The 12,020-nt window shown below is 69.9% G+C and carries 13 protein-coding genes and 2 pseudogenes; 14 read left to right on the top strand and 1 reads right to left on the bottom strand.

The window, feature by feature from the left end:
- The first annotated feature begins 11 nt into the window (after positions 1–11).
- From OG906_RS43360 to OG906_RS43385, 6 genes are all read left to right on the top strand, one after another.
- The gene (locus OG906_RS43360) at positions 12–476 is read left to right on the top strand and encodes a hypothetical protein (protein ID WP_212728535.1); all 465 of its coding nucleotides are present in this window, start codon (positions 12–14) and stop codon (positions 474–476) included.
- Between the two features lie 162 nt (positions 477–638).
- The gene (locus tag OG906_RS43365) at positions 639–1,067 is read left to right on the top strand and encodes a hypothetical protein (RefSeq protein WP_024126979.1); all 429 of its coding nucleotides are present in this window, start codon (positions 639–641) and stop codon (positions 1,065–1,067) included.
- Positions 1,068–1,297: 230 nt separating this feature from the next.
- Positions 1,298–1,804, top strand: a complete 507-nt coding sequence (locus tag OG906_RS43370) for a hypothetical protein (protein WP_329449403.1) — start codon at positions 1,298–1,300, stop codon at positions 1,802–1,804.
- A 75-nt stretch (positions 1,805–1,879) separates the two neighbouring features.
- Entirely contained in the window at positions 1,880–2,335 is a 456-nt protein-coding gene (locus tag OG906_RS43375; protein ID WP_329449404.1) for a hypothetical protein, read from the top strand.
- Positions 2,328–3,098 carry a GP88 family protein gene (locus tag OG906_RS43380; RefSeq protein WP_329449405.1) on the top strand — a complete coding sequence of 257 codons (771 nt, stop codon included), beginning with the start codon at positions 2,328–2,330 and terminating at the stop codon, positions 3,096–3,098. The genes OG906_RS43375 and OG906_RS43380 overlap by 8 nt, the downstream gene beginning before the upstream one ends.
- 251 nt (positions 3,099–3,349) lie before the next feature.
- Positions 3,350–4,693 (top strand): hypothetical protein, encoded by a 1,344-nt coding sequence (locus OG906_RS43385; RefSeq protein ID WP_329449406.1) that lies wholly within the window; start codon positions 3,350–3,352, stop codon positions 4,691–4,693.
- 332 nt (positions 4,694–5,025) lie between these two features.
- Here the strand turns inward: OG906_RS43385 and OG906_RS43390 are convergent, their stop codons facing one another.
- On the bottom strand, positions 5,026–6,624 hold the full coding sequence (locus tag OG906_RS43390; RefSeq protein WP_329449407.1) for an ADP-ribosylglycohydrolase family protein: 1,599 nt from the start codon (positions 6,622–6,624) through the stop codon (positions 5,026–5,028).
- 295 nt (positions 6,625–6,919) lie between these two features.
- On the opposite strand from OG906_RS43390, the pseudogene OG906_RS43395 reads away from it, so the two are divergent.
- The 8 genes and pseudogenes from OG906_RS43395 to OG906_RS43430 form a co-directional block, all read left to right on the top strand.
- A pseudogene (locus OG906_RS43395) lies at positions 6,920–7,342 on the top strand (HU family DNA-binding protein); the annotation flags it as partial.
- 90 nt (positions 7,343–7,432) lie between these two features.
- Complete coding sequence (locus tag OG906_RS43400; RefSeq protein ID WP_329449408.1) at positions 7,433–8,248, top strand: hypothetical protein; 816 nt, start codon at positions 7,433–7,435, stop codon at positions 8,246–8,248.
- A 26-nt stretch (positions 8,249–8,274) separates the two neighbouring features.
- Positions 8,275–9,045, top strand: coding sequence for a hypothetical protein (locus OG906_RS43405; protein ID WP_329449409.1), 771 nt, complete (start codon positions 8,275–8,277; stop codon positions 9,043–9,045).
- Between the two features lie 184 nt (positions 9,046–9,229).
- Entirely contained in the window at positions 9,230–9,580 is a 351-nt protein-coding gene (locus tag OG906_RS43410; protein ID WP_329449410.1) for a hypothetical protein, read from the top strand.
- Positions 9,577–10,182, top strand: a complete 606-nt coding sequence (locus OG906_RS43415) for a hypothetical protein (protein WP_329449411.1) — start codon at positions 9,577–9,579, stop codon at positions 10,180–10,182. Before OG906_RS43410 ends, OG906_RS43415 begins: the two co-directional genes overlap by 4 nt.
- A 67-nt stretch (positions 10,183–10,249) precedes the next feature.
- Positions 10,250–11,236 carry a hypothetical protein gene (locus OG906_RS43420; RefSeq protein WP_329449412.1) on the top strand — a complete coding sequence of 329 codons (987 nt, stop codon included), beginning with the start codon at positions 10,250–10,252 and terminating at the stop codon, positions 11,234–11,236.
- A complete protein-coding gene (locus OG906_RS43425; RefSeq protein WP_329449413.1) occupies positions 11,233–11,697 on the top strand; it encodes a hypothetical protein in 465 nt (154 codons plus the stop codon). The genes OG906_RS43420 and OG906_RS43425 overlap by 4 nt, the downstream gene beginning before the upstream one ends.
- Positions 11,698–11,763: 66 nt before the next feature.
- A pseudogene (locus OG906_RS43430) lies at positions 11,764–12,020 on the top strand (hypothetical protein); the annotation flags it as partial.

Raw genomic sequence — 12,020 nt, forward strand, 5'->3', positions numbered from 1 at the left:
GGAGCGATCGAATGACACAGCAGTGGCGACAGCGATTCTCGGACCTGGTCGCGGGCAACCACAGCCCCACGGGCGACCCAGTGGACGCCGGCGCGCGCCTGATCGTGTGGGACCCGGACGGGACGGAGGTCTTCCGCGCCGCCCTCGCCCGGCACCACCGGGTCGAGGACGAGGATGAGCCAGAGCAGGTTCTGTGGATCCGGCCGCTGGTCGGCGGCGAGGACAACGGCAGCGGCTACCTGTTCAATCTCAACGCCACCCGCCGGCGCTCCCTGACCTGCGCTCGCGGCACCCTTGTCGACGACGGGGTGGAGATAGACCTGACCAGTGGGCAGCGAGCACGCATCGAGCCGGCCGACGGCCCCGAGCTGGAGCAGCTGATCCACTGGGACGACTTCACCAACCGGCTCACCCCCGACGAGGACGCCGCGCTCAAGCGCCTGGACGCCGACTCATGGCACGGACGGTACGCATGAGGGTCCCAGCGCCGGCACCGAAGAGGCGGCGAGAGGGCGTGTTGGCATGATGGCCTCGAGGCCACGACGGCCACGCAGAGGAACCGCGAGGTCTCGCTGCGCCGGCCGCATGCCGAACAGCATCGACGCAAGATCCAGACCGCGCCCGAGAGGAGGAAGCACATGGCAGATCGAGCCCACCCGGTAACGGAGCAGCGGCACGCCGAACTGCGGAGCCCGCTGCCGGAGGACGAGCGGAACCTGCCTGTCGACGTGCATTGGCTGCGCCGGCGAGCGAAGCAGTTCGCCTCCGTCTCGCAGCGAGACTTCCACCTCGTCCTGGACCTCGCGGCGTACGCATCGATCAGCGGCATGCCGTTCCTCTCGCACTACGCAGCCCAGGTGTATCTGGGCCCGAAGAGCGCGCGGCTGAAGGTGCCGTTGATGGCCGTCAACCTCCAGCTGGTGACGACGCGCGAGGAAGCGGACCGCGCGCTGGCTCACGAGACCATGCACCTGGTCGTTCCGTCGTACGGTCACAAGGCAGCCGCGTTCGCCCGGGCCCAGCTCCTGCTCGACCAGGTCGGACAGCTCACCGCCTCGCCGGCGTAGTCCGGCGTCCACCGGCCGGCCGCGCTGCTGCTCTCCCAGGGGCAGCAGCTGGTCGGCCGTCACTTCAAGCGATGCGTTGTGTATTCCTTTTTCAATATGTATTGTGGTGCGTGTCGGACGGGGAAGACCTCGCCGGCCGGAGCCGCAGTTCGCGGCCATCGACTCCAGCCCTGGTGACCCTGACACGCGCCAGCGTGCCGATCACGGGCCTGACCCTTCTCGGAGACCCCATGCCGAGCACCATGAAGAAGCCCTTCAACTACGTCGAGAACGCAGCCGTTACGGCCGCGGTGAAGCGCGCCCGGACCGGTCAGCCCGCTCAGATCGGCCCGGACCCGGCCCTCCACAGTCAGGACGCCGAACTGCACTGGGTGGAGGCGGTGCTGCGCCACCGCCTCTCGCTGCGCTCCCTCAACCGCCCGGTCAGCATCCGTGCCAAGGACGACGACATCCATCCGCTCGTCGCGGACGGCCAGCACTTCCCCGCGGTGGCGCTGTCCATCCCCTTCGCGGACAGGACGCTGACCTTCCTCGCGAGCTACGACGACCGCCGCCGCCTCGTCTTCGACCTCCTCGCCCCGTGCGAGCGGTGCGGCGCGCCGGTTCCCACCGAGGAAATCAACTCCCTTGAGGACCTGGGCGACTACCTCCTCCAGGCCCGCGACACGCTCGGGGGATCCCCCCGCCTCCGTACCTCCCCCGCGCACGCCGCGGGCTGCCTCGCACGCGGCGACTGATCACGCTCCCCCCTTGCCCACTGGCGCCCCCGGCTGATGCAGCCGGGGGCGCCCTGCATGAAGCGACACCTCACCATGACGACAGCAATACCCGGCCCCTCCGCCGCCAAAGAACCTGTGCAGCACGAGCCGGACCCCCAGCCCACCCCTGACGCACACGGAGCCTTCGGCCGGGTCGTCGACGTCCGCAAAGACGCCCCGACTTCGGCGTCACCGGCGTGGGTGACGTGGCTGCTGTTCATGGTCCCGCTGTGCATCGCCGAGTTCCGGGACCTCCCGGAGTTCGAGATTGCGCGCGTCTCGGCGCGAGCCGCCGACCTGATCGCCAGCCACGGCGACGACGCGCAGTACGGCGGCCACCACCAGCGCAGTGCGCGCACCGCCATCGCCAAAGGACTCGCCGTGCTCGCGAGAGCCGACGGCGGCGTGACCGCGCTGGGAATCCACGCGTGCGTCCGCCCCCATGTCGGCTGCCCCGGCATTTCACCCACCCACTCCTCCCCTTCGAAGCACGAGGAACGAGATGTCTGAGAACAACACGACCGGCAGCACCAAGCCCAAGCGGCTCCTCACCCAGAACTCGGACCTGAGGAGGATCGGCGTATTCAACTGGACGCTTCCGGCTTTTGTGATCGAAATGCCTGACGGCAGTCATTTCAACGTCTGCCCCCAGGCGGGCGTGTGCGCCCAGTTGTGCTACGCCCGGGTCGGCACGTACCGGTTCAAGAATGTCCGCGCAGCTCACATTCGAAATCTTCTCCTCTGCCGGGACGCCCCTGAAGAGTTCGAGAGGCGAATGACGGAAGAACTCAGCCATAAGCGATACGCCGGAAAGTGGATTCGCTTGCATGATTCAGGCGAGTTCTTTTCCGATGAATACCTCCTCACCTGGACGCGCATCATGAGGAATTCGCCGGGAGTTCGTTTTTACTGCTACACCAAGGAAATCAGGCGCTTTCGTCGGCTGGTTGTGGACGATGCACCCGAAAATTTCCTCTGGTGCTGGAGCCTGGGCGGGAAGGAGGATCACCTCATCGACCTGAAGACCGAGCGGCACGCGGATGTTTTCCCGACCGTGGAGGCGCTGATCGCCGCCGACTACACCGACCAGACCGAATCCGACCTCCTTTCTGTTCTCAGCGAGTCCCCTCTTGTGGGAATCCCGGCCAATCGGATCCCGCACCTTCTCAAGAAGCAAGGGCAGGAGACATTCGGCAGCCTTCAGCGGGCGCGCGACAAGAAGCTCCGCGCGAAGAACTCGGGCACGGACCAGGACTTTGCCCTCGCGCACTGACCGCTCACGTGGGGGTGCCTTCGGGGAGGGGCGGATCGCCGCCCCTCCCCGAAGGCACCCCCACGGGCACTGACGTTGCCTATTAGTCAAACGTGATGTACTTTAGCGCCTGCCCCTGCACGATCGAGGGCGCCGGCGCGGAGAGGAGCCGGCGATGCCGGTCACAGCTCAAGCTCGTTCCACCCAGGCCCCCACCCTCGGGGCCACGACTACGGCCTGCGGGTTCACTGCCGGTCCGACAAGGAGTTTCAGTGATTCCCGCCGACGCCGATGAACTTGTGACCTCGCAGGACATCGCGACCAAGTACAAGGTCAACGAAGCCAACGTGGCCTACTGGGTCACGCTCGAGGGCTTTCCGGAGGGATGGCCGTCCGGTCCCGGGCGAACCCTGGTCCGCGACGCTGCGCTGGTGGACGACTGGCTGCGCGAGAACCTCCCGGTCTACTGGGCGCAGGGGCAGGACTCGGACAACCCGTACGGCCTGCCCGAGGGCGGTCCGAAGGACCTGGTGAAGCTGTCGGACATCGCCGCCTGGGAGGGCAAGGCCCTCGGGCGGAAGGAACCGGTGCCCGAGGTCACCCTGCGGACGTACATCTCCCGGAAGAAGATGCCGGGGCCCGACCGCAAGCCGGGGGACGGGGAGCGGCCGGAGGTGACGGAACGCATGTGGTTCCGCGAGACGGCATACGAGTTCGTGAACCGGCCTCGTCGCATGCGCCGCCAGAAGACGTCCGAGGAGCCGGCGGTCGCTGAACAGGCCCCTGCAGCCGCCGGCGAGAGCTCGGAACGTGCTTCCACCGCGCGGACGGGGTACGTCGATGCCCAAGCCATCGCGAGCACGTACAGCGTGAGCGGTCAGACGGCCAGGGGGTGGACCCGCGTTGAGGGGTTCCCCGAGGCCGGCGAGAACGGCTACAGCGCGGCCGAGGTGGACGAGTGGGTCCGGCACAACCGCCGGCGGTCCTGGACCGCGGCCCAGCGTCGTACGGAACTGACGGGTCAGGCGTGGCCCGAGACGCCGGCAGCCGACTCCTCTGCCGACGTCCAGGTCGAGCCGGCGCCGGCGGATGAGTCGGTGTCCGAAGCCCGCGGTGAGCAGACGGAATTGACCGCGGAGATGATCGGCCCGCGGTATGGCGTCTCCGAGCGCACCGGGCTGCAGTGGATCAGCGTCAAGGAGAAGCGAGACGGCAAGAAGGTCATCCGCCGGGCCTTCCCGACGCCCCTGCGCACCCGTCCGCGCACGTATGCCGCGCACGCGGTCGACGCGTGGGTGAAGGAGCACCGCCCGCACGTATGGGCGGCCGCCAAGGGCACCGGGCCGGCATTGGTCAACCCGCTGCCTGAGGGCGACCCCCTGGACCTGCTGGACATCTACGACTTCGCCGAGGTGCTGGGCATGGCCACCCGCGGCGAACCCCTCGCGCGCGAGACCATCCACGCCTACCACGCCCGCGGGCAGGTCCCGTTCGCCGACCGGACGGCCGGGGACGGCGGAAAGCCCCGGGTCCTTCAAGACCACTGGTACCGCAGGACTGTCTACGACTTCGTCCTCAGCCGCAGGGGGTCCGGCAACTTCGACGCCAGGGCATAGAGGGTGCGCGAGGCACGGCCGGGGGCCGGCGGGAAGCCGCCGGCCCCCATGGCGCGCGCTCGACCGGGCTCCGGGCCGCGCCGCAAGCGCGTCGCCCTGCCAGGCGATCGGCCTGTCACAAGTCCGGTCCCGGCGGGGGCCACGGGCTGCGCAGATGGCCCGGAAACGCGGAGCCCGTCGGCCATGTGGCCGACGGGCTCCGGGTGCATCTGCATCTGGTCGCTGTGTCTGTCCTAGCGGGGCGCTGACGAGCTGACGGCGCACCGAGAGGGGCGCGGTCTTCGCCGGAGACCGCGCCCCTGGTTTCAGCGGTGCCACGCACCGTGCCGGAATCAACCGCGCTTGCGGAAGAAGAGGCTACGGCGGGTGCGGGGCTGCGGCTGGTACGGCGGCTGCCCTGCCAGTTCGTAGACGGCGTCGTGGAGCTGCGGGTGCGCCAGGAGGGTCCAGTGCTTGCCCAGGACCGTCCAGACTTCCGTCAGGGCGGTGTGCGGGTCCGTTCCCAAGAGCGTGCTGTAGGCCGCCGCCACGGCGGGGGTGCGTGAGCGGCCCGCGACACAGTGGAGGAAGACGCGCTTCCCTTCCTTCCGGAGCCGAAGGACCTGGCGGGCCGCCTGGTCAAGGGCGTAGTGGAGGTTGGGGTTCGCGCCCTCCTTGTCGACAAGCCAGACGCGGACATGCTCAGCGTCGATCCGGGAGAAGACCGGGTCCTGCCCGATGCGGCACAGGGAGACGACGGCGTCGACCGGCGGGGTGCCGGTGAACTCGGTCATTGGGAGGTTGCCGAGGATGACCCCGGGGTCCTCCGGGTGAGCCACCGTGAAGGCCGCACCCGCATAGCCGGGAATCTTGACGCGCGGGGCCGAAGGCCAGCCGTCGCTGTCGTCGTCACCCTTGCGGGCGGTCAGGACGGCCAGACGGACGAGGTCGGGGCCGGACATCATCGGCCAGCCGTTCACCGCCCGCTGCCAGTCGAGCGGGATGGCAGAAACGCCCCAGCGCGCCCCGAGAAGGGTGCCTGCGATCGCGGCCACGGTGTCGGTGTCGTTGCCCGCGCGGACAGCCGCCTCGGTGGCGAGCTGGAAGTGCTGGGCGGGGAACGAGTCGCGCTCCGGCGCCAGGTCGGGGACGGGCGTGCGGGTGATGGCGGACCACGCGGCCTGGAGAGCGGTGACCACGTACCCGTTCCGCTCCCAGTGGTGCGGCGGGTTCGCCTCGGCCTCGTCCAGCCTCGCGTGCCAGATCTCCTGCCGGTCTGCGGGAAGGAGCGCTACACCCTGGCGGACGCCGTCGAAGGTGCCTTCGAGTACGGCGATGCGGACGCCGGAGCACCACAGGATGCACGCCTCGGCGCACTCGGGGTCGGAGTGCGTGAGGGAGCTGATCATGGTGGCTGCCCTGACCATTCCCTCGACGTCGTCCAGGTAGGCGAGGGCGACGATGCCGGTCCGCATGAGGGAACCGTTACCCGCGCTGAACCGGGTGCGCGCGGTGTAGGCGTCGGCTGCCGCCAGCATGGCCTGTGCGGGTGTCCCCGTCTTGTGGGCCTTCGCGGCGCCGAGCACGCTGCGGGTCTGGTTCCCGATGTCGCTCGCGCCGCCGTCACGCCACCGGTGGAAGTTGCGGGCGATCTGGTCGAGCGCCCCGTCGCTGGTCAGGTCGGCGCCGGTGGCGGCGACTGCGGCGATGCACACGTGCATCTGCGTGTCGTCGGAGTACTCGCCCGGCTTGTACGGGCCCAGGCCGCCGCCGATCATGGCGGGCTGCTCGTCGGCGGTCAGTCGGCGGCCGAACTCGTAGGGCACGCCCAACGCGTCTCCGCACGCGGCTCCGAGAAGGACGCCGGCTGCGCGGTCGGTGGCGTGGATGCTGAGCGGGTGAGACGCCGGGATCGGGGTGGCGGCGGTGGAGGCAACGAGCTTCGTGTTCACGGGTGTTCTCCCGAGGTCATGTACCGCGTGGATGGTCTGAGGAAGGCGGTAGCGGGGAGCGCGGCATCAACTCGCCTGGCGCTCCAACCCGCTGTCGCTACGTCAGAGTGACACGGCCCCACCTCTCTCGTCAACATGACGATTAGCGTTGCGTGTTATTTTTTTCGTGTGTACTGTGGTTGTTGTCGGAGGCGCTCATGCCACTCCGTACGACGCGCCCCGCTTCCATTCGCGGGCCCCATGCCAGCGCCCCCGCCTGGCGCCCAAATCCCTTTACATGCATAGGAGTTCAGCCATGAACAAGGCCCAGCTCGTCGAAGCGGTCGCAGAGAAGATGGGCAGCCGCCAGCAGGCCGCCGACGCCGTCGACCATGTGCTCGACGCCATCCTCCGCGCCGTTGTCGCCGGAGAGCGCGTCTCCGTCACCGGATTCGGGGCATTCGAGAAGGTCGACCGCCCGGCCCGGTACGCCCGCAACCCGCAGACGGGTGAGCGGGTGCGGGTCAAGAAGACCTCCGTTCCCCGATTCCGCCCGGGGCAGGGCTTCAAGGACCTCGTCAGCGGCGCGAAGAAGCTGCCCAAGGGCAGCGAGGTGGCCGTGAAGAAGGCCCCGAAGGGCAGCCTCACCGGCGGCGCCGCCTCCGCCGCCACGGCGAAAAAGGCGGCTGCCAAGAAGGCCGCGCCGAAGAAGCCCGCCAAGGCCATGAAGTCGCTCGCCTGATCCCCATCGCCGGACCCCCGTCCCTCTGGCGTTTCCATCTCGACGGCCGGGCGCTGCTGCGCCCGGCCGAATCGGAGAGACCCCCTGATGACCTACCTCGTGATTGACGGCGCCCGCGTCGTCTCTGCTCACCGAACTCTGGCCTCCGCCCGCTCAGGGGAGGCGCAGGGGCTCGGGCACAGCACCGAAACCGGCCCATCGGTCGGCGGCGTACCGGCCTGGTGGGCAAGGCCGCAACAGAGCGGCGCGCTGGCGGAGCTCGGCATCCTTCGCACTGCCGCGACCGAGCTCGGTTTCCGCTTCGAGCTGCGCGCCTGCCAGGCGCCGGCCGGTTCCTGCACCCACCGGCCGTGCGCCACATACGCCACCTGGGCTGTCAGCCGCCGGTACGGACTCCTGAGCGAGCTGGCCGCGTTCGTGCCCCTGTCCTGGATCTGGGTCGGCCAGCGTAGCGACGACCCCCGCGGTGACGCGCCGCAGTTCCTCACCGAGGGCCGGGCCCTCGTCGACCGTCTGGCGGCAGACATGCGGCAGCCTCTGCGCGCCGTCGAACAACTGCCGGATGACACCCGGACTCTGGCGGAGCGAGCCCAGTCCGCCCACGCCCGTGCCGTCACGTTTCTGGCGCGGCACTTCGGCCCCGACTCCGAAGCCGGGGGCGTCGTGGTCCGCCTGGTCCTTCACGGCCAGGACCTGCATCTGAGGCTGGACCCGTCAACTCCGGCGGACCTGGCCGTCTGCGGCACAGCGTTGCCAGGCCGCCGAGGGGATGCCACCGGCGCCGAACTGGGCGCACATCCCTGTGACCGGTGCTTCGGGCGCGCCCCCATCGTCCCGTCCCCCGTGCTCGGCGCCGCCGAGTACGAGGCGTGGATCGCGTACATCCACCAGCCCGGCTCGTGACCGGCGAATCAGGGAGGAGTCACCTCGTGTCCGAGGCTCCAGCCACCGTCCTTGCCAGCTCGTCCAAACAGCTGGCGCTTCGCCTGCTCCGCCGCAGGCCCTTCGGCGCCGGCTACCTGACGCAGGTGATCGACCTCGCCATTCGGGAGGTGATCCCCAGCCAGTTCGACGAACCCGACGAGCGGGAAGCGGCCCTGGTCCACCAGCGGCTGACCCGCTACGCCGCGAACGGGCAGCCCGGCTCCACCGAGCTGGCCCGCGCCATGCTGGCCGTCAGGCACGCCCTGGACCTCGTGCGGCACGGGCACTACCGGGCCTCCGCCGTTCCCGAGAGCGGACCCGACACGACCGTCTCCGCGGAACAGCTGCTCGAACTGGTCACCGAAGTCGGCCGGGACCGAGTGCTCGCGGCGCAGGGGGGAGCCTTGGTCGTCATCGCGGAGAACGAGGAGGCCAGCACCGTCTACCGACCGGTGTCCGCCGCCCAGGCCCATGCCCTGCGAAGGGCCGCGCGCAGCGCGAAGGAGGAGGCGATCCGCCTCCACGAGGGTGCTGTTGAGGTGCTGCGCCCGCATGTGCGCATGGCTGACTGGAGCAAGGACGACGGGTATGGAGTCGCCGTCGACGTGGTGCGCCACGGCGTATCGGTGCAGTGGTGGCCGGCTGCGGTGCCGGAGTCCCAGGCGCTGTGGGAGCAGGGAGGAATCCGCGCGCTGTGCGTGGCGCTGCTGACGGCCCGGTTCGCCGTGTCATGCGGCGATGAGGGAACACCCCACCCCATTATGTTGTGTATCTAGGTTTCAATGTGTAGTGTGTGAGTGTCTGGTCGATCGGCCGCCCTCTCCTTCACAACCCGTACGTCGGCTTGCGCCGGCCTTGTGAGGGCGGCTGTCAGGCCGCTGCACCGCTGCGCGGCGAATCCCGCAGCCCTTCAACTCACCGCCCGGGCCACGAGCGCCCGCCTCGAACTGGGAGACCGCCATGGTCCTGAGCAGCCCCCAACCGCGCCGGACGCCGCCCCTCGACTCGCTCAGGAAGCTGGTGCCGGGCGCCGAGCTCGTCAAGGTCCGCGCCAACCCGAACAACTGGAGCCAGGCCGAGCTTCTCGCCGCCTACACGTGGCCGCAGCACCAGGGCGAGCGCTTGGTCTCCTTCGGCAACGGCAACTACTCGGACGACGCGCACCACACCGCGCTGACGATCGGAGAGTTCCTCGACCAGTACCGGCAGCTCCCGGTCGTCCGATTGCTCCAGGCCAGCGACTCCGCCTACACCTTCCTGGTCGAGCTCGCCCGCCCCTCCTGGGAGCTCGCCGGTGGTGGTCCGCAGTGAGCGTCCCGGCGATTCCCGCGGCGTGCGCGCACCGTCCCACCCGTGGCGGCCTGGTCGTCCCGTACGTCTCGTTCGAGCACAACGGCCTGCCGGTCTTCGGCGGGCTTCACCCGGGTAGGCGCGCTCGGGCCTTCGAGAACAGCCTGTGTCAGATCTGCGAACGGCCGCTGGAGCGGTGGTTCTACGTGCTGCTCCGCCCGCAGGACGTGAGCGTCGGGTACGCGCCGGAACCGGCACTCCACCCGCCGTGCCTGATGTATGCGGAGAAGGCGTGCCCCATGCTCAACGGCACCAGCGCCACCTACCGTCCGGGCGGCGTCATCGCCCGGCATCCGGCGGGCCGTCCGTGCGACGACCCGGCGTGTTCCTGCCCCGTCACGGCCCCCACCGCGGAATCCCAGGTGCGTGCTGGGCGCAAGGCCGACGACTGGGACGCGTGGATGCTCTCGGCGGACCAGTACGCGCTGCGCCGGGATGACCGCGGCTGTGCCGTGGGCATTCAGCTTCCTTCCGACCCGAAGCGCATCCGCCGCGTTCGGGCGTCCCCCGAGCGAAAGCGCGCCCTCGCCCTGGTGGCGGCGCTTCAGGCGCTCGGCATCTAGCACTCCCACTTCTACGCCCGGCGGGCCCGCCCGTGGCCGCCGGGCTCTGCCACCTACGAGGATGACCATGCTCGCTGAACGCTTCCGCCCCTCTGACATTGAGAAACTGGTGCGCATCGCCGGCGCCCTGGCCCACTCACCGGCCGTCGCCGAACTGCCGTCGCCGTACCGTGAACTTGCCCGGCGCGTTCACGCTGAGATCGTCGCCGAGGCCGGCGGCCGTCGGTCCCCGGCCGTCTCCGCCTTCCTGGCGCCTCGCCCGGGCGAGCAGGTGTGGATGCTGCGCATCTGGACGCGACACGAGGACTCCACGGCGCCGTACGCCACGAGGGGCGCTGCCCTCGATGAGCTCGCCACGCACGTGCGCAGCAACTGGGCCAACGTGGGCGGCCAGGGCGACGTGCCCGATGAGCCTCCGGCCAACGACGTGGAGGCGATCGACCTCTACTACGGTGCCGACGGCGACGCGGTGCCGGATCAGGGCTTCGAGCTGTACTCGGAGGAGATCGGACGGCCGCACCGCTCTCGGATTGTTCCCCTGAACTTCGCCTTCCCCGACGCCGTGACGGCCGATGGCCTCAATCGCGGCGCGGTCTTCTACGCCGCCGATGACGACGGACCGTCGTGCATCGAGGTGGCCGGTGTGCTCGTCTTCGGCTACGTGGACGCCGAGGACGGTGTCGTGCGGGTCTCGGTCCACCTCGACAGCGCCGACCCCGAGCACGTCGTTCGGCCGGACGGGACCGTACCGCTGCGCGTCGTCGTCGAGGACACCGTCGTCCTCGACGACCACAGTCACCACCACGCCCCGCACCCCACCGTGTTGGAGCAGCTCCTGGACGCTGCCGACCTGGAGCAGAGGGCCGTGATCTCCTCGGTGGCGGTCTCGGCGGGGCTGATGTGGAGCTGTCCGGACTGCCGGTGGCCCAACCCGCGGGCGACGGAGGAGTGCGAGCGCTCCGGCTGCGGACTCAAGGTCAAGGCGGCGGCGATCGGTGTGCAGGCGGCAGCGCTCTCCGCGGTGCCGACTCTCGCGCTGGAGGGCCCGCGATGAGCGTCAAAGCCAAGTCCTACCCGCCAGCGCCCCAGCACCTCCGTGCCGCATGTGCCCATCCATCGGGGCACCTCACGTCACAGGGCAGCCGTACCACGCTCCAGGTCTACCTGGACGACGGCCTGGTCTACCGCAACGACGGCGACGATTTCCGGCTGCCGGCGGAGTTGGCGCAGGCGCAGGGCGTCGGACCGTACTTCATCACCGGCGCCGGGCGGCGGGCGATCCTGAACGACTCTCAGCTGGCGGCCATCGACTCTGCGGACGAGGACGGCGCGCTGCGGGACGTCAGCTGGCCAACCGCCGCCGCCCTCACCCGTCTCGCGCTCGTCGAGTACCGGGACGCCGACGGCACCCCGCAGCCCACCGACGGCGACGACGGCCGTACCGGCCCGAAGCACCGGCCCTTCCTCACCCCCGCGGGCGTCGACGCTGCACGCGCCGCGAAGTCCCAGCCCTGATCCCCCTCTCCTTCGGCGGGCGCGGCCCTCCCAGGCCACACCCGCCCCTCCCCCACAGGTACACCCATGACTTCCCTCGCCCTGTTCGCACCCGACCTCGACAAGGCCGGCCCCGCAGCGTCGTCCTCCGGCGTGCCGGCCCCGGCCGAGGTCGCCTCCGCCGACGCTCTGGAATCCTTCCGCGCGACGAAGCACAAGTCGCTCAACTTCGGTCTCGGCGTCGACTCGACGGCGCTGGCCCTGGCGATCATCAACGAACCGGCCGCCTTCGGGGTCGCCACGGACTTCTCCGACTTCTCGATCGTGACGGCGATGACCGGCTT

This window comes from Streptomyces sp. NBC_01426 (assembly GCF_036231985.1).
GTDB lineage: Bacteria > Actinomycetota > Actinomycetes > Streptomycetales > Streptomycetaceae > Streptomyces.

Bases quoted from the DNA above. Each gene is read 5' to 3' on its own strand.
- OG906_RS43360 (WP_212728535.1), top strand. From the start codon at position 12: ATGACACAGCAGTGGCGACAGCGATTCTCGGACCTGGTCGCGGGCAAC.
- OG906_RS43365 (WP_024126979.1), top strand. From the start codon at position 639: ATGGCAGATCGAGCCCACCCGGTAACGGAGCAGCGGCACGCCGAACTG.
- OG906_RS43370 (WP_329449403.1), top strand. From the start codon at position 1,298: ATGCCGAGCACCATGAAGAAGCCCTTCAACTACGTCGAGAACGCAGCC.
- OG906_RS43375 (WP_329449404.1), top strand. From the start codon at position 1,880: ATGACGACAGCAATACCCGGCCCCTCCGCCGCCAAAGAACCTGTGCAG.
- OG906_RS43380 (WP_329449405.1), top strand. From the start codon at position 2,328: ATGTCTGAGAACAACACGACCGGCAGCACCAAGCCCAAGCGGCTCCTC.
- OG906_RS43400 (WP_329449408.1), top strand. From the start codon at position 7,433: ATGACCTACCTCGTGATTGACGGCGCCCGCGTCGTCTCTGCTCACCGA.
- OG906_RS43410 (WP_329449410.1), top strand. From the start codon at position 9,230: ATGGTCCTGAGCAGCCCCCAACCGCGCCGGACGCCGCCCCTCGACTCG.
- OG906_RS43420 (WP_329449412.1), top strand. From the start codon at position 10,250: ATGCTCGCTGAACGCTTCCGCCCCTCTGACATTGAGAAACTGGTGCGC.
- OG906_RS43425 (WP_329449413.1), top strand. From the start codon at position 11,233: ATGAGCGTCAAAGCCAAGTCCTACCCGCCAGCGCCCCAGCACCTCCGT.